This window comes from Citrobacter sp. LST-B2, from assembly GCF_057983045.1.
In genome coordinates this window covers 1230618-1247700 of sequence record NZ_CP192598.1, presented here as the reverse complement: position 1 = coordinate 1247700, position 17083 = coordinate 1230618, and the positions used below count along the sequence as shown (strand labels likewise).

Here is a 17083-nt window from a genome sequence, read left to right as displayed (position 1 = left end):
TCTTAGTGTGCGCTGGAGGTCACCTGTCGACCTGCTGCGCGATCCCAGACAACCGCCAGGACCACCATCACGACAGTGGGCATTAACCACGCCAGACCTTGTTCCGCCAGCGGTAAGCGCTGGGTCCAGGCTGGTAACACGTCGCCGATTGCCGATGCTTTAATACCATCAAGGATACCAAAAATCAGGCTGATAAACATTGCCGGAGCAATGACGCGGGTCGAATTATGCCACCATGAGCGGGTAAAACTTAATACAACCAGTGCGATACACGGCGGGTAGATCGCCGTCAGCACCGGAATAGAGATCTGAATCAGATGGCTGAGCCCCAGGTTGGACACCACCATTGAGAAGCCGCCAAGAATAAACACCAGTGTGCGGTAGGAGAGCGGCACATACTGAGCGAAGAATTCCGCACAAGCGCAGGTCAGGCCGACCGCCGTTACCAGACAGGCGATAAAGATCAGTGCCGCCAGCAGCAGGCTGCCCGCACCGCCAAAGGTGTGCTGAACATAGGCATGCAGGATCGCCGCGCCGTTCGCCGACTGATCGACCAGCGTAGCGCTGTCAGATCCGAGACGGAACAGCGCCAGGTACAGCAGCGTTAATCCGACACCCGCCATCAGGCCAGCCCAGACGGTGTAACGGGTCAGCAAACGCGCTTCGGTTACGCCGCGAGAACGCGCGGCGTTAACAATAACGATACCAAAGACCATCGCGCCCAGCGTGTCCATCGTCAGGTAGCCATTAACGAAACCATTGGAGAACGCGGCGGTCTGGTACGCTTCCATCGCATGGCTGATCGGACCGGCAGGCCAGATGATGGCCGCAACGGAGAGCACAATCAGCGCCAGAATCTTCAGCGGCGCCAGGAAGTTACCCACGGTATCCAGCAGTTTGCCCGGATAGAGCGAGACCAGAATGACAATGGAAAAATAGACCACGCTGTAGATAAGCAGCGGCATGGCCGAATCGCCGGTCAGCGGGGCGATCCCCACTTCAAAAGAGACCGTCGCGGTGCGCGGCGTGGCGAATAACGGCCCGACGGCCAGATAGCAGACAGTCGCCAACAAAACGCCAGCGACTTTACCGATAGGGGTACTCAGACTATCAACACCACCACCGACTTTCGCCAGCGCGATAACGGTCAGCACCGGTAGCCCAACAGCGGTGATCAGAAAACCGAATGCCGCCATCCAGACGTTTTCGCCTGCCTGCAAACCAACCATTGGAGGAAAGATGATGTTCCCTGCGCCGACGAACAGCGCAAAAGTCATAAAGCCCAGCGCAATAATATCGCGCGATTTTAACTGATGGGTCATAAAGCTTACGGCCTGTGGATGTGGTGTTGATTAAATTAACGTAGTGTCTTTCCCAGCGGGAAGAAACAGCGGTTTTTTTAAGCTATTCCAGAGGGATATCTCCCATAACCTGGAAAGCAGAGAATAGTTTTTCGATTTACCGCCTGAATACAGTCAGTCTGACAGCATCTGGGGCGCAATTTAAACGCTTATAACGTTTTAAAGCAAGGAGGGATCCAAAAACCGGAAGATTATAGTGATATCAAATCTCATACCAGTGTAAAACACCATACTACAGAAAAAGTCATGGCTTATCATGCGAACAAAAAACAACCAGACGTTGATAAATTCAGCAGACTTATCTTAGCCGCAAAGAAAATAAGCCAGCATTGGCTGGCTTATGGAAAGAAAACCTTACGATTGCACTTTAAGCACTTTTTTTGGCAATTAATCGTTCCGGCAGCACAAAACTAAAGCGCGTCCCTTTACCCAGTTGACTGTCGATCATCAGGCGACTTTCATGATGATTCACCGCGTGTTTGACGATAGCCAGCCCCAGTCCACTGCCGCCCGTTTGCCGCGAACGCGCTTTATCAACGCGATAAAATCGCTCCGTTAACCGCGGGATATGTTCCGGCGCAATGCCCGGTCCGTTATCCTCCACGCTAAACTCCGCGCCGTACGGTACCGTCTGCCAGCGGACGGTGATATGGGTTCCCGCTGGCGTATGGTTCACCGCGTTATACACCAGGTTGGACATCGCGCTACGCAGTTGTTCTTCATTCCCCAGCACTTTCAGCTGGTTATCCACCTCAAAGCTAAAAGTGTGCTTCTGCTGACTGAGCGTCTGCGCCTCGCGTTCGACCATGCGCAATATCATCGGCACATCGACCTGTTCATTGAGCAAAAGCGTCGGTGCGGCTTCAATTTTCGACAGCGTGAGCAACTGTTTTACCAGTCCTTCCATGCGCGAGGTCTGGTCGCGCATCGTTAACAGCGCTTTTTCGCGCGTTGCCCCTTCCAGCGTCTGCTCGTGCATCATTTCAAGATAGCCCTGCAACACCGTAAGCGGGGTACGCAGCTCGTGGCTCACGTTGGCGAAGAAATTACGTCTTGCGCCTTCGAGCTGGTGCATCTGGGTCATGTCGCGCGCCACCATAAGCAGTTGCTTATCGGTATACGGCATAACGCGAATTTCCAGATGTCGCCCAGTATTAAGCACCAGATTCAGCGGTCGACTGAAGTCCCGCTGCTTGAGGTACTGCGTAAACTCCGGGTAGCGCAGCAGGTTAAGGATGTTCTGTCCGCTATCGTCCGGCCAGCGTAAGCCCAGCACCTGTTGCGCCAGACCGTTACACCAGAAGATCCCCCCCTCTTCGGTGGTCAATACCACCGCATCGGGCAGCGACTCCGCCCCGCTGCGAAAGCGTTTAATCAGATTGCCCAGCTCGCGACGACGCTTTTTATTGCGCAGTTGCATCTGATGCAAACCGTACAGCAGCGGTTCCCAACTGCCTCGTCCCGGCGGCGGCGTCATGCTTCTGTCGACCCACAGCCACCATGAGAGACGTAATAAATTCCAGAAATGCCAGATAAGCAGTCCTGTTACCGATGCCAGTAAAAACCACGGCAGGTAACCAAAAAATGCACTTAGGATGAAGGCCGGGATACAGCAAAGTATCAGTTCCAGCACCAACCTTTTCCATGACAGCCGTTCCAGCACGGGTCACTCTCCCTTCAGAGCCAGGCTCTTGTTCTTGCCTTTCAGAAACGGGTCGAAAAACGATACCCTGTCCCGCGAACCGTCTGCACCATCCGATCGTGGCCGCTGGCTTCCAGCGCCTTACGCAGACGGCGAATATGCACATCAACCGTGCGATCCTCAACGTAGACATTGGTGCCCCAGACGTGATTCAGCAGTTGTTCACGGCTGTAAACCCGCTCGGGATGCGTCATAAAGAAATGCAGGAGTTTAAATTCTGTCGGCCCCATGTCGAGTGGGTTGTCGCCGGTCATCACGCGGTGCGATGTGGGATCCAGGCTTAACCCCTGCATCTCAATGACCTCTTCCACCGCCATCGGCGAGATCCTACGCATCACCGCTTTGATACGGGCAACCAGCTCTTTCGGTGAGAACGGTTTGGTAATGTAATCATCCGCACCGGTTTCCAGGCCGCGTACGCGATCCTCTTCTTCCCCTCTGGCGGTCAACATCATGACCGGAATATCCCGGGTCATCGCTTCACGCTTGAGGTGTTTAATAAACTGTAGACCAGAACCGCCGGGCAACATCCAGTCAAGGAGGATCAAATCCGGCCAGGGTTCATTAAGCTGGTTCACCGCACTGTCATAATCTTCAGCTTCAACGGGTTGAAAGCCATTTTGCTCAAGCACGAAACAGACCATTTCGCGAATTGGAGCTTCATCTTCTACGACCAGAATACGTCTCGCCATGATTTGCCCTGTTATATAAGTTGCTTATCATCATCTGTCTTAATGCGGCGCCATTATGCGTCAGTTTTATGACAGATTTATGAAAATGTATGCTGACGTTAACCTTAGGTTGTTGATTTATGACACCCGAGAAACGAGATATTACAGCTCCCGAATGGTTATAATCCCCTTTATGCTTTTTTGCCATGGAACCGTTATGCGCATCCTTCACACCTCTGACTGGCATCTGGGACAAAATTTCTACAGTAAAAGCCGTGCCGCTGAACATCAGGCTTTTCTTGACTGGCTGCTGGAAACGGCGGTTGAGCAGCAGGTGGACGCGATCATCGTGGCAGGCGATATTTTCGATACCGGCTCACCACCAAGCTATGCCCGCGAGCTCTATAACCGTTTTGTGGTCAACCTACAGCAAACGGGCTGTCATCTGGTGGTATTAGCGGGAAACCATGATTCCGTCGCCACGCTGAATGAATCCCGTGAGATTCTGGCGTTTCTCAATACCACGGTGGTGGCCAGCGCCGGTCACGCGCCGCAGCTCCTGCATCGTCGCGACGGTCAGCCCGGCGCGGTGCTGTGCCCGGTGCCGTTTTTACGCCCGCGCGACATTGTCAGCAGTCAGGCGGGACTCTCCGGTCAGGAAAAACAGCAGCATCTGCTGGGTGCCATCACCGACTATTATCAGCAGCAATACGAGGCCGCCTGCGCGTTACGTGGCGATCTCGCCCTGCCGATTATCGCCACCGGCCACCTGACCACCGTTGGCGCCAGCAAAAGTGACGCTGTGCGTGACATTTATATTGGTACGCTGGATGCTTTCCCGGCGCAGAACTTCCCGCCTGCCGATTATATCGCGCTGGGCCACATCCACCGGGCGCAGAAAATTGGCGGTACGGAGCACATCCGCTACTGCGGCTCGCCCATCGCGCTGAGCTTTGACGAATGCGGCAAAAGCAAATACGTGCATCGGGTGGACTTCCAGGACGGCGCGTTAGCCGGCGTTGAGGAACTCATCGTTCCGGTTACGCAACCGCTGGCAATATTAAAAGGCGATTTCGCCGCCATTACCGAACAGCTGGAGCAGTGGCGTGACAGCCCTCCGGCCCCCCCGGTCTGGCTGGATATCGAAATCACCACCGATGAATACCTGCATGATATGCAGCGGAAAATTCAGACGCTGACGGAAACGCTGCCCGTTGAGGTACTGTTAGTCCGACGCAGTCGGGAGCAGCGCGAACGCATGTTGTGTAACGAACGCCGGGAAACGCTGAGCGAGCTGAGCGTGGATGAGGTATTTACTCGCCGTCTGGCGCTGGAAGAACTTGAGCCGCCGCAGTGCGAACGCCTGACAGCACTTTTTCACCGCACACTACAGACACTGTCCGGGGAGCATGAGGCATGAAGATTCTCAGTCTGCGCCTGAAAAACCTCAATTCGCTGAAAGGGGAATGGAAGGTCGATTTCACGGTGGAGCCCTTTGCCAGCAATGGCCTGTTTGCCATTACTGGGCCTACGGGGGCGGGTAAAACCACTCTGCTCGACGCGATTTGCCTGGCGCTGTACCACGAGACGCCACGCCTGAATACCGTGTCGCAATCGCAGAACGATCTGATGACCCGCGATACGGCGGAATGTCTGGCGGAAGTGGAGTTTGAAGTCAAAGGCGAAGCGTATCGTGCGTTCTGGAGCCAGAACCGGGCGCGCAACCAGCCCGACGGTAATTTACAGGTTCCGCGCGTTGAACTGGCGCGCTGTGCCGACGGGAAAATCCTTGCCGACAAAGTGAAAGACAAACTGGAGATGACGGCGGAACTGACCGGTCTGGATTATGGTCGATTTACCCGTTCGATGCTGCTCTCGCAGGGGCAGTTCGCCGCCTTCCTCAACGCGAAGCCGAAAGAGCGTGCGGAACTGCTGGAAGAGCTGACCGGCACGGAAATTTACGGCCAGATCTCTGCACAGGTGTTTGAACAGCACAAAACCGCACGCACCGAACTGGAAAAATTACAGGCGCAAGCCAACGGCGTCGCGCTGTTAGCCCCCGAGGCGTTGCAGACGCTGACAGAAAGTTTGCAGGCACTCACTGACGAAGAAAAACAGCTGGTCGCCCAGCAGCAGACTGGACAGCAGCAGTTGAACTGGCTGACGCGACAGCACGAACTGCAGACCGACGCGAACCAGCGTCAGCAGATGCTGCAGGTTGCCCAGGAAGCGCTGGAAAACGCCCAGCCACAGCTGGCAACGCTCAGCCTCGCACAGCCTGCCAGAGCGTTGCGACCATTGTGGGAGCGCATCCAGGAACAATCCGCTACCGTTTCCCGCACTCGCCAGCAGATTAACGAAGTAAATACTCGCTTACAGAGTAGATTTACGCTGCGCAACCACATCCGACGCCAGGCAGAGCAACAGTCCACCGCCCTGCTCGCTACGCAACAGACGCTGAGCGAGTGGCTAAACGAACACGATCGCTTTCGCCTATGGAGCAACGAGTCAGGAGGATGGCGCGCCCTTTTTGCTCAGCAGGCCAGCGATAACGTTCAGCTGGCAAAATGGCAGCAACAGCAGGTCAACGATAGCCGTAAGCTGGAATCGCTGCCGCCAGTGACGCTCAATCTGACGGCAGAGGAAGTCGCAGCGGCGCTAGTGCAACATGCGCAACAGCGTCCTCTGCGCCAGCAACTGCTTTCGCTCCATGGTCAGATTGTTCCCCGACTGACGCGTTTGAGTCAGCTTCAGGCGACGATAACGCATAACAAACAGGAACTGGCCCGACTCAATACCCTGCTGGAGGCAAAGCGCCAGCAGTATAAAGATAAATATCAGCAGTATCAGGATGTTAAAACACTCTGTGAGCAAGAGGCGCGGATCAAAGATCTGGAAAGCCAGCGTGCGCAGTTGCAGTCCGGCCAGCCCTGCCCGCTTTGCGGTTCCACCACCCATCCTGCTGTCGCGGCATATCAGGCACTCGAACCTGGTGTTAATCAGGCGCGACGCGATGCGCTGGAAAAAGAAGTCAAAATGCTGGCCGACGAAGGCGCCACCCTGCGTGGACAGTCCGAGGCAGTCAACCAGCAGCTACAGCGTGACGAAAGCGAAGCGCAGACGCTGGCTAAAGAAGAGCAAGCGCTCACTCAACAGTGGCAAACGACGATCGGTGCACTGAACCTCACGTTACAGCCGCAGGAGGATATTCAGCCCTGGCTGACGGCGCAGGACGAACACGAGCAGCAACTCTACCAGTTGAGCCAGCGCCATGACCTACAGGCGCAAATTACCGCCCATGCACAGCAGGTGGCGCAGTTCCGCCAGCAAATCGACCAGCGCCAGGCGACGCTGGCAGCACAGTTAAGCCGCTATACGTTGTCACTTCCTGAGGAAGGCCGCGAGGAGGCATGGTTAGATGCGCGCGCGGCAGAGGCACAAACATGGCAACAGCGGCAGACGGAGTTGACGGCGATACAGGCGCGCATCGCGCAGCTCACCCCGCTACTCGAAACGCTGCCCGCCGTTGATACCGACGCTGAAGATGATGCAAGCGTGACGCTGGAAAACTGGCGTCAGGTTCATGACGAATGCGTGTCGCTGCGCAGTCAATTGCAGACATTACAGCAGCAGGAGAAACAGGAAACTCAGCGCGCTGCCGATGCGCAGGCGCAGTTCGATGCCGCGCTGTCGCACAGTATATTTGCCGATCAGGCGGCATTTCTTGCCGCGCTGCTGGATGACGAGGCGGTCACGCGTCTGGAACAGCTAAAACAGTCGCTGGAAAACCAGGTTCAGCAGGCACAGACGCTCGCCACACAATCGGCGCAAGCGCTGGCGGCACATCAGCAACAGCCGCCAGCGGGTCTGGATCCCACGCTGTCGATTGAGCATATTCAGCAAACCGTGGCGCAGCTTAACGATCGGGTACGCGATAACGCTACGCGTCAGGGCGAAATACGCCAACAGCTAAAACAGGACAGCGACAATCGCCAGCAGCAGCAGACGTTGATGCAAAAAATCGACAACGCGATGCAACAGGTTGAGGACTGGGGCTACCTGAATGCGCTAATCGGCTCTAAAGAGGGGGATAAATTCCGCAAATTCGCCCAGGGGCTGACGCTGGATAACCTGGTCTGGCTGGCGAACAACCAGTTGACCCGCCTGCATGGTCGCTATTTACTGCAACGTAAAGCCAGTGAAGCGCTGGAACTGGAGGTGGTCGATACCTGGCAGGCCGACGCCGTACGCGATACCCGTACCCTTTCCGGTGGCGAAAGTTTCCTGGTCAGTCTCGCGCTGGCGCTGGCGCTCTCCGATCTGGTCAGCCACAAAACGCGCATTGACTCGCTGTTCCTTGATGAAGGCTTCGGCACGCTCGACAGTGAAACGCTGGATACCGCCCTTGATGCGCTGGATGCGCTCAACGCCAGCGGCAAAACCATTGGCGTGATTAGCCATGTAGAAGCGATGAAAGAACGGATTCCGGTGCAGATCAAGGTGAAGAAAATCAACGGACTAGGCTACAGCAAACTCGACAGAATGTTTGCCGTAGAATAACAGGTACGACAGGCCGGATAGCGCCGGCCTCTCCTGGCACTATTCCTGCGGCCACAGCCACGCCGCACCGCGCACGCCGCTGGAATCTCCGTGCACAGCTTTGCGCACCGGCGTTTCGCACTCACCACCAAACACAAACCGTTTAATTAGCGGCGGTATCGTTTTGTACAGGCGGTCAATGTTGCTCATTCCGCCGCCGAGAACGAAAACGTCCGGGTCAAGAATATTCACCACATGAGCCAGCGATTTTGCCAGCCGCAGCTCATAGCGGCTGAGCGCCAGTTCGGCCAGCGCATTTTGCTCCTCCACCAGACGGATAATCTCACTGCCTTTTAAGGCGTTACCGCTCAGGCGCTGGTAATCGGTGGCGAACCCGGTACCGGAAATAAACGTCTCAATGCATCCCTGTTTTCCGCAGTAGCAGGGGACTTCTTCACGGTAGCGAAGCTCATCCTCATCCATCCACGGCAAAGGGTTGTGACCCCATTCGCCCGCCGTCCCATTGCCGCCGATGTGCGCCCGACCGTTGAGCGCCACACCTGCGCCGCAGCCGGTACCAATAATCACGGCAAAAACCGTCATTGCCCCGGCAGCCGCTCCATCAACGGCCTCAGAAACGGCCAGACAGTTCGCGTCATTCGCCAGACGAACGTCACGCTGCAGACGGGTGCTGAGGTCTTTATCAAACGGCTGACCGTTCAGCCACGTGGAGTTGGCATTCTTCACCACGCCGGTGTAAGGCGAAATGGAACCCGGGATCCCTATCCCTACCGTCCCCGTTTGTCCGGTGGTCTGCTCCGCCATCGCCACCAGCGTGGCAATGGTTTCGATGGTTTGCTGATAGTCATTTCGCGGCGTCGGCAGACGATGGCGGAACAGTTGTTCACCAGCCTCACTGAGCGCGATCACTTCCGTTTTGGTGCCGCCTAAATCAATACCAATACGCACACGATGTTCCTCTTTTTTTGGGAATATCAACAGAGTAGAGCGAGGTATAGGGAATGGCAATGCAAGCCTGCCGACAATTCGTTACTATACGCGCTGGATTTAACGACAAGGCCGTGGAAATTATCATGCTGTGGTTCAAAAATTTAATGGTTTACCGTCTTAGCCGCGATATTTCATTGCGTGCCGAGGAGATGGAAAAACAGCTAGCCTCGATGACGTTTACCCCTTGCGGTAGCCAGGATATGGCAAAAACGGGCTGGGTGCCGCCAATGGGATCGCACAGCGATGCGTTGACGCATACTAACAACGGCCAGATTTTGATTTGCGCGCGTAAAGAAGAGAAGATCCTGCCCTCTCCGGTGATCAAACAGGCGCTGGAAGCGAAGATCGCCAAACTGGAAGCCGAACAGGCGCGTAAGCTGAAGAAAACCGAGAAAGACTCGCTGAAGGATGAAGTGCTGCATTCGCTGCTGCCGCGCGCCTTCAGCCGCTTTAGTCAGACCATGATGTGGATCGACACCGTGAACGGATTGATCATGGTGGACTGCGCAAGCGCAAAAAAAGCGGAAGATACGCTGGCGCTGCTGCGTAAGAGCCTCGGCTCTCTGCCGGTGGTTCCGCTGGCGCTGGAAAATCCGATTGAGCTGACGCTCACCGAGTGGGTGCGTTCCGGCACCGTGGCGCAGGGCTTCCAGTTACTCGACGAAGCCGAACTGAAAGCCATGCTGGAAGACGGCGGCGTGATCCGGGCAAAGAAACAGGATCTGGTGAGCGACGAGATCGCCGTACACATTGAAGCCGGTAAAGTGGTGACCAAACTGGCGCTCGACTGGCAGCAGCGTATTCAGTTTATGATCTGCGATGACGCGTCGATTAAGCGCCTGAAATTCAGCGACGAACTCCGCGATCAAAACGAAGACATCGACCGGGAAGATTTCGCCCAGCGTTTCGACGCGGACTTTATCCTGATGACCGGCGAACTGGCCGCGTTGATTCAGAATCTGGTGGAAGGTTTAGGCGGCGAAGCGCAGCGCTAAGCGAAGATTCCCTCTCCGTGCGGAGAGGGAAAAAATATTACAGATAGCGGCAAAGATAAGAGGTCGGTTCAGCGACCTGTAAATGAAACTCGCTATGGCCCGGGATGTTAAATACTTCTCCTGCGGCATACACTTTCCATTCGGTGGTATCCGGCAGTAACACATTCAACGCGCCGCTTACGACCGTCATCTCTTCAGGCTCTGCGGCACCGAAGGTGTATTCACCTTCCAGCATCACGCCTACACTGGCACGGCCAGTACTGCTGCTGGTAAAGCCGATTGATTTTACTTTGCCGGAAAAGTATTCGTTACTTTGAAGCATAAACGGACCCTGTCTCGTTGGTAAATTGACAACCAATATAGGGGGCAGCCCTTTGGCCTGTCACGCAAAATTAAACCAGCAATTCTGAAGCCAGTCGCGCAATCAGCACATTAGAGAGCAGTACCGGGACATCGAGCGATTTTTGCAGGACATCGCGGTGGCGCTGATGAAAACCCAGGGAGTCCAGCATGATGACATCCGCCCCTTGTTCCAGCAGGTCTTTACCGGCTTCAATCAACTGCTGGGTACTGCCGTGAACCGGATTCGCCAGCGAGAACAGCGGCGGCGACTGTAAAACCTGCCATTTTTCCGCTTGATCGGCCATCAGATCTTCAACCGGCACAATCACCCCCACCTGATGGCCATCGACAATTGAGGCCACCAGCGGTGGAATAATACGCAGCGGCTCAAGCAGAATGCTGTTACGGGCGGTCATGCTGGCAATCGACACGGTGCTCATCAGTAAAATGACGTCGTAGCCCTGGTTATCCAGCACTTCGATGACGCTTTGCAGATCGCGTTCTACTTTCTGCCGCGAAACATAAGCCAGTTCATTATCGTTAAGCAGGGTTAACAGCGGGTCTTCGTCGGACTCCAGCGCATATTCCGCCAGGACGTCATCACGACTCATTTTTCCGAGCAAGCTGTGATGGGTGATATGTTGTTCGTCGATGTACTCAGTCAGAAGCGGTAAGACTTCACTCATGGGTACAACACCGATTGTGAGGATAGCCAACGACGCACTCATTTTTTCCACCTTCTTTTTTACTTCGTCGTTTATTCCCGGGCAAATGCGCTGCACCACTGCCGACACTTACCTTTTGCAAATGCAAAAAAGCGTAGCAGGCGCAGCGCAAATCGCTGTGTAAAGATTCCAGATCATTCCAGTAATAGGTTGTTATTGTTTGATGTTAGTTTTCAGGTACAACGATTCATCGGCGAAAAATGTGATGCAGGTTGGGTTTACACTCGCTCAGATTCCATTCCGAGCCGTTCAGTCGTCAGGTTTTATCAGGATCTTCGTAACGGGCTTTCGCATCCATCGCTTCCTGCGCGCTGGGATGCTCGCTGATTAACGAATCCGGTTTCGGGTGATCGGCGCGCAACTGGTACCAGGTGACCGTCTGTCCCGGCGTCCCTTTCTCAATGGTGACAATATACGCTTCGCGTGGATATGGCGGTTTGGTTGGCATAGTGCTTCCTTCTGTCGAATGAAGTTTAAGTATAGACCCCGCCTTGCCTGCAGCGCGCGCGCTGCGCCAGCCTGCGCTGAATTTCAGAAATCACCTGGTCAGGTGAATTCGCCGCATCAATGATGAAATGGGCCGCTTCGCGATACAAAATATCCCGCTGTTGCAACACCTCCTGCACCTCTTCGCTCAGGGGTTTACCGGTCAGCGTGGGGCGCAACTCCTCTTCAGGCGAGGCCTCAAGACGATGAACCAACGTGGAAACCGGCGCGCTTAAATAAATGACGATGCCGTTATCACGCATAAAGTGGCGGTTATAATCAGTGAGAATGATTCCCCCGCCGGTCGCGATGACCGTTGACGGTGCAGTCACCGCCGCCAGTGCAGCCGTTTCTCTGGCGCGAAAACCCGGCCAACCTTCACGCTCGACGATTTCCGCGACGGTCATTTGTACCTGCGACTGCAGCCATTGATCGGTATCGACAAACCGACAACCAATTGCCGTAGCCAGCGCCATGCCAACCGTTGTCTTTCCACAGCCGCGTGGGCCAACAAGATAAAGCGGTTGCGTCATAGTGGGCGTTCCCCAGAAGGCCGCAAAGCGGCAGGATCAGATGTCATTAAAGGAATAATCATACCATCAAACTAGTACATCGTTAAGTGTAAAGTATTTATTCCACTAAAAGTGAAAATATCAATGTACGCCCTACTATATCAAGAAATAGCGCCGAGGAAAGTGTAAAAAATAAATTACACTCACGCGTTTCTGCGCTGAACTTCCAGCCACCACTTTTCCAGTTCCGCCGCAAAATGCTGACGATCGCGCGCAGAGAGGCTATCCGGACCGCCCGTCTGGATCCCGCTGGCGCGCAATGTATCCATAAAATCGCGCATTGTCAGACGTTCGCGAATGGTCGATTCGGTATAGCGCTCACCGCGCGGATTAAGCGCCGACGCGCCTTTCGCCAGCACCTCGGCGGCCAAAGGGATATCGGCCGTGATGACCAGATCGCCCGCCGCACACTGGCGCACAATCTCGTTATCCGCCACGTCAAAACCCGCAGGTACACGCAGCGTACGGATATACGGCGACGGCGGCACGCGCAGGCTCTGGTTCGCTACCAGAATCAGCGACATTTGCATGCGCCCGGCGGCACGATAGAGGATCTCTTTAATTACGTTCGGACACGCATCCGCATCCACCCATATGGTCATACTGGCTCCCGTCTCTTGTGCAATCGGCTATTGTCTCGTGCTTTTGCGCTGCGACAAAGTGCTGTTTACCCTTCATGCGTCTTTCAATCCGCGCTAAGCTAGGCTTTATCAAACAAAACAACAACTATCACCCATAGGGAGTGACGAGATGGAGAAGAAAATCGGTTTTATCGGCTGCGGTAATATGGGGAAAGCAATCCTCGGCGGCCTGATTGCCAGCGGTCAGGTGCTTCCAGGCCAGATCTGGGTCTACACCCCTTCCCCCGATAAAGTTGCCGCGTTGCACGATCAGTATGGGATCAACGTCGCGCAGTCCGCCCAGGAAGTCGCCCAGGTGGCGGATATTGTTTTCGGCGCCGTGAAGCCGGGCATTATGATCAAAGTGCTCAGCGAGATAACCTCCAGCCTCAACAAAGAGTCGCTGGTGGTCTCTATTGCAGCAGGCGTGACCCTCGATCAACTCGCCCGCGCGCTGGGACACGACCGGAAAATCGTACGCGCAATGCCGAACACGCCGTCGCTGGTTAATGCCGGGATGACCTCAGTGACGCCAAACGCGCTGGTTACCCCGGAAGACACCGCGGATGTGCTGAATATTTTCCGCTGCTTTGGCGAAGCCGAAGTGATTGCCGAGTCGATGATTCATCCTGTGGTTGGCGTCAGCGGCTCCGCCCCGGCGTATGTCTTCATGTTTATCGAAGCGATGGCAGATGCCGCAGTATTGGGCGGTATGCCGCGCGCACAGGCTTACAAATTTGCCGCTCAGGCGGTCATGGGTTCCGCGAAGATGGTACTGGAAACGGGCGAGCATCCTGGCATACTGAAAGATATGGTTTGTTCGCCTGGCGGCACGACAATTGAAGCGGTCCGCGTACTGGAAGAGCGAGGATTTCGTGCGGCGGTGATTGAAGCGATGGCGAAGTGTATGGAGAAGTCAGACAAACTCAGTAAATCCTGAGTGAACAACCGGACGTCAGGCCGCCACTTCGGTGCGGTTACGTCCGGCATTCTTTGCTTTGTAGAGCGCCAGATCGGCCGATTTCAACCATTCCCGATAGTGACTGAACTGCGGCGTTAACGGCGCAACGCCCACGCTGATATGTAAAATGACCTGCGGCGCGCAGGCCAGACGTAACCCGCGTAGCCCCTCATGAATCCGTGACATCGCCGCGATGGCGCTCTCGGCTGGCGTACCGCACATAATCACCGCAAATTCATCACCGCCAAAACGCCCGATCACATCGCTCCCGCGCAAGGTGATTCTCAGCTGTTGGGTTAGCGCCAGAATAGCTTCATCGCCAACATCATGACCCCAGGTGTCATTAATACTTTTGAAATGGTCGATATCAATGATCAGCAGCGTGGCCTCCCGATGCTGGCGACGGCAGTGCTCAAATTCGTTGCGCAGTAATATTTCCCAGTGTCGCCGGTTGTAAACGCCTGTCATGCCATCACAGGTACTCATCACCTGTAACCGACGCTTATGTTGCGCCAGCCTGGTCGCGGCCTGATAGCTAATCCAGGAGAATAACAGCGGGTAAATCACGATGACCGGCAGCGTCAACACCCCTTCCAGCGGCGCGCTTCTTAAAGCCAGAGAGGTTCCCGTTAACTGCAATGTGACCAGACAGGCAACCACCATCAGGGCCAGTCCGGTAACAAACAGTCGCACACCGCCTGCGCCCATCAGATTCATACAGATGATCATCAACAACGCGGCGGAAGGCAGCGCATTGACGCCCATCAGTCCCATCCACATTCCGGCGAGTACCGCATCCGTTTTTAAATTGGCAAATTCCCGACTCATCGGGTCGACGGCTCTGCTGGCGATTTGCCAGGCCAGATGAGGCCAGACGAACGCCCATCCCACCAGCAACAACCACCAGACACCGGGGACAGGGTTCGCGACCAGCGCGGCGGCGACAGGGAAAAACATCCCTCCCAGCGCCACTGCGCGCGGCACTCTTACTCGCCGGGCGAATCGTAGTCCAGAGCGTTGATGGTCGTTTTGCTGCGATGAAAGAGCGGTTTCATCGAGATCGACCGCTTGTTTGTAAAAGTTTTCGTCGTTCATTATTTTTTGGGAACATTCTGAAACAATTTTCCCAAATTATAGAGACGGGTCAGGCGGGGAAAGTATGATATTTCGGGTGAGCGTTTTTCTTTGCTCACCCGTAAGCACTAGGTCGGCTAGGCCGCTTTCTTCAGGCAGGCACTCATGAACTTACTGCGGTCGTCACCTTTTAGCGATTGTTCCGTCGCCTGGACGTTGCACTCGCGCATTTTTTGCTGTTGTGGCGTCAGGCTTTTTTCACCAGGAGCTGACTTGCTGTTTTTAAGGCAATCGCTCATGTACGTCTTACGGGCATCTCCTTTCAACGCTTTCGCCGTCGCCTGTTGATTGCAGGTGGTCATGCGCTGCTGCTGCGGGGTTAACGTTTTCTCAGCCGCACCAACGGTCGTTAAAAAGATCAAACCAAACAATAGGGTAACCAGTAATGTTATTTTCATAGCACCATCCTTTTTTGAGTATTCACTCGACTATCTCCCGCGAATAAACGCCGGGAGATTCAGATAAGTCTGGCTGCTAACGATAAAAAAACCACCCGACAGCAAAAGTTATCCTGCCGGGGGAGGATTATTTCAGGCCGAGTGCCGCTTTCATGGTATAGAACAGGTCGGTTTGATCGGTCAGCCCCACCACGTTGGCCGCATGAGGGCCGTAGGCCGCAATACGCAACTGGCTGCCGGTATGCTCCTGCGATTCCTCTTCGGAGTTGCCATAGCTGATCACCATCACGGCGCCATCTTTGGTGTTTAATGCCTGGGTCAAGCCCGGCGCTTTTGTCTCTGGTGCGACGATCTGGCTGGCGTGAGCGTGATCGGCAGTGACGATCACCAGCGTGTTACCTTCTTTTTTCGCAAAGGCCAGCGCGCGCTGCACCGCTTCGTCCAGATCCACCGTCTCGCCGATCTGTCCGCAAGGATTGGCGGCGTGATCCTGTTTATCGATGGAGGCCCCTTCCACCTGCAGGAAGAATCCCTTCTCATTTTTGCTGAGCAACTCAATGGCTTTGTCGGTCATTTGCGCCAGCGTGGGTACGGTCTCATCGCGTTTTGGATTCGGCGTACAGGTTACGGCAGGCTTATCAATATTGCCGTGATAAGACGCTTTTGGGCCTTCCCAGCGCACAGGCATGTTGCCGTCAGAGAACAGTCCCAGCACCGGTTTGTCCTGACTGGCTTCGCCGATCGCCGCCAGCGAAGCCGCATCGCCGACCAACTGGTAACCCCGGGCCTCGGCCTGTTCACGCAGCGTTTTGCCCTGCCACTCGCCGGCGGTTGCGGTTTCGGCGAACGTTTTCGCACCGCCGCCCAGCGTGACATCCGCGCGGGCATTCAGCAGTTGTTCGGTGATCGAGCCTTTACCGCCATTTTCCAGCGCATTCGTCGGACATTTCTCGCTCGTTACGCTCGGGCCATAGCATTTACGAGACGTCACGTGTGCTACCAGCGCGGCTGGAGTGGCATCCTGCAGCTCGGCGGTTGAGACGTTACCCGTCGCCAGCCCCGCCGCTTTCGCCATTTCCAGCAGCGTCGTATGATCTTTTTCGTGAATATCGACGCCCAGCGCGCCATTGTAGGTTTTCACGCCGGTTGTCCATGCGGTTGCTGATGCCGCAGAATCCGTCACGTAATCCGGTTTACCGGTTTTTTTATTCAGCGCATAGTGGGTGTATTGGCCAGTCAGCGGTAAGGCATCAATCCCTTTAAAATAGCCACCCGCGCCTTCAGCATAATTTCGCGCGGCCGTAATTTCCGAATCACCCATACCATCGCCAATCAATAAAATAATATTTTTAGCCGGTTTATCATTCAGTGATTCGCGCAATGCTTGTGTTTGATCGGCCGATAATCGGCGTGCTCCGCCAGGCGTTGTAATATCACCCTGTGCGGCACGATTGTCCAGCACCGCCATTGACGACGTTTCAGAATGACTCACAGGCATATACAACAGTGGTAACAATGCAAGAGCAATAGCGCTTTGTTTCACTTTATTTTCTCCATGTACTTAAT

16 protein-coding genes are annotated in these 17083 nt (G+C 55.0%); 4 read left to right on the top strand and 12 right to left on the bottom strand.

Annotated features, from left to right (window positions below):
* Nucleotides 1-2: 2 nt before the first annotated feature.
* From brnQ to phoB, 3 genes are all read right to left on the bottom strand, one after another.
* Entirely contained in the window at nucleotides 3-1322 is a 1320-nt protein-coding gene (brnQ, locus tag ACQ0PY_RS05890) for a branched-chain amino acid transporter carrier protein BrnQ (protein ID WP_044259012.1), read from the bottom strand.
* Between the two features lie 406 nt (nucleotides 1323-1728).
* On the bottom strand, nucleotides 1729-3024 hold the full coding sequence (gene phoR, locus ACQ0PY_RS05885; RefSeq protein ID WP_109739937.1) for a phosphate regulon sensor histidine kinase PhoR: 1296 nt from the start codon (nucleotides 3022-3024) through the stop codon (nucleotides 1729-1731).
* 41 nt (nucleotides 3025-3065) lie between these two features.
* On the bottom strand, nucleotides 3066-3755 hold the full coding sequence (gene phoB, locus ACQ0PY_RS05880) for a phosphate response regulator transcription factor PhoB (RefSeq protein WP_043001622.1): 690 nt from the start codon (nucleotides 3753-3755) through the stop codon (nucleotides 3066-3068).
* A gap of 196 nt (nucleotides 3756-3951) precedes the next feature.
* On the opposite strand from phoB, the gene sbcD reads away from it, so the two are divergent.
* Both sbcD and sbcC read left to right on the top strand, forming a co-directional pair.
* Nucleotides 3952-5154, top strand: coding sequence for an exonuclease subunit SbcD (gene sbcD, locus ACQ0PY_RS05875; protein ID WP_090048877.1), 1203 nt, complete (start codon nucleotides 3952-3954; stop codon nucleotides 5152-5154).
* Nucleotides 5151-8294 (top strand): exonuclease subunit SbcC, encoded by a 3144-nt coding sequence (sbcC, locus tag ACQ0PY_RS05870; protein ID WP_109739936.1) that lies wholly within the window; start codon nucleotides 5151-5153, stop codon nucleotides 8292-8294. The genes sbcD and sbcC overlap by 4 nt, the downstream gene beginning before the upstream one ends.
* 39 nt (nucleotides 8295-8333) lie before the next feature.
* Here the strand turns inward: sbcC and mak are convergent, their stop codons facing one another.
* Complete coding sequence (gene mak / locus ACQ0PY_RS05865; protein ID WP_044326524.1) at nucleotides 8334-9242, bottom strand: fructokinase; 909 nt, start codon at nucleotides 9240-9242, stop codon at nucleotides 8334-8336.
* 125 nt (nucleotides 9243-9367) lie between these two features.
* Between mak and rdgC the strand changes: the two genes are divergently transcribed.
* Nucleotides 9368-10279 carry a recombination-associated protein RdgC gene (gene rdgC / locus ACQ0PY_RS05860; protein ID WP_044259030.1) on the top strand — a complete coding sequence of 304 codons (912 nt, stop codon included), beginning with the start codon at nucleotides 9368-9370 and terminating at the stop codon, nucleotides 10277-10279.
* A 37-nt stretch (nucleotides 10280-10316) separates the two neighbouring features.
* Here rdgC and ppnP read toward each other — a convergent pair whose 3' ends face one another.
* The 5 genes from ppnP to ACQ0PY_RS05835 all read right to left on the bottom strand — a co-directional run bounded on the left by ppnP (nucleotide 10317) and on the right by ACQ0PY_RS05835 (nucleotide 13006).
* Complete coding sequence (gene ppnP, locus ACQ0PY_RS05855; RefSeq protein ID WP_109739935.1) at nucleotides 10317-10601, bottom strand: pyrimidine/purine nucleoside phosphorylase; 285 nt, start codon at nucleotides 10599-10601, stop codon at nucleotides 10317-10319.
* A 70-nt stretch (nucleotides 10602-10671) separates the two neighbouring features.
* On the bottom strand, nucleotides 10672-11349 hold the full coding sequence (locus ACQ0PY_RS05850) for an AroM family protein (protein ID WP_043001625.1): 678 nt from the start codon (nucleotides 11347-11349) through the stop codon (nucleotides 10672-10674).
* Nucleotides 11350-11602: 253 nt separating this feature from the next.
* Nucleotides 11603-11794 carry a protein YaiA gene (gene yaiA, locus ACQ0PY_RS05845; protein WP_043001626.1) on the bottom strand — a complete coding sequence of 64 codons (192 nt, stop codon included), beginning with the start codon at nucleotides 11792-11794 and terminating at the stop codon, nucleotides 11603-11605.
* A gap of 25 nt (nucleotides 11795-11819) precedes the next feature.
* Complete coding sequence (aroL, locus tag ACQ0PY_RS05840; protein ID WP_061070480.1) at nucleotides 11820-12365, bottom strand: shikimate kinase AroL; 546 nt, start codon at nucleotides 12363-12365, stop codon at nucleotides 11820-11822.
* 182 nt (nucleotides 12366-12547) lie between these two features.
* A complete protein-coding gene (locus tag ACQ0PY_RS05835; RefSeq protein WP_043001628.1) occupies nucleotides 12548-13006 on the bottom strand; it encodes a YaiI/YqxD family protein in 459 nt (152 codons plus the stop codon).
* Between the two features lie 148 nt (nucleotides 13007-13154).
* Between ACQ0PY_RS05835 and proC the strand changes: the two genes are divergently transcribed.
* Entirely contained in the window at nucleotides 13155-13964 is an 810-nt protein-coding gene (gene proC / locus ACQ0PY_RS05830) for a pyrroline-5-carboxylate reductase (RefSeq protein ID WP_099433857.1), read from the top strand.
* Between the two features lie 15 nt (nucleotides 13965-13979).
* Here proC and adrA read toward each other — a convergent pair whose 3' ends face one another.
* From adrA to phoA, 3 genes are all read right to left on the bottom strand, one after another.
* Complete coding sequence (gene adrA, locus ACQ0PY_RS05825; protein ID WP_054176064.1) at nucleotides 13980-15080, bottom strand: diguanylate cyclase AdrA; 1101 nt, start codon at nucleotides 15078-15080, stop codon at nucleotides 13980-13982.
* Nucleotides 15081-15196: 116 nt separating this feature from the next.
* On the bottom strand, nucleotides 15197-15517 hold the full coding sequence (gene psiF, locus ACQ0PY_RS05820) for a phosphate starvation-inducible protein PsiF (RefSeq protein ID WP_043001631.1): 321 nt from the start codon (nucleotides 15515-15517) through the stop codon (nucleotides 15197-15199).
* A 127-nt stretch (nucleotides 15518-15644) separates the two neighbouring features.
* A complete protein-coding gene (phoA, locus tag ACQ0PY_RS05815) occupies nucleotides 15645-17060 on the bottom strand; it encodes an alkaline phosphatase (protein WP_044326520.1) in 1416 nt (471 codons plus the stop codon).
* Nucleotides 17061-17083: the final 23 nt, after the last annotated feature.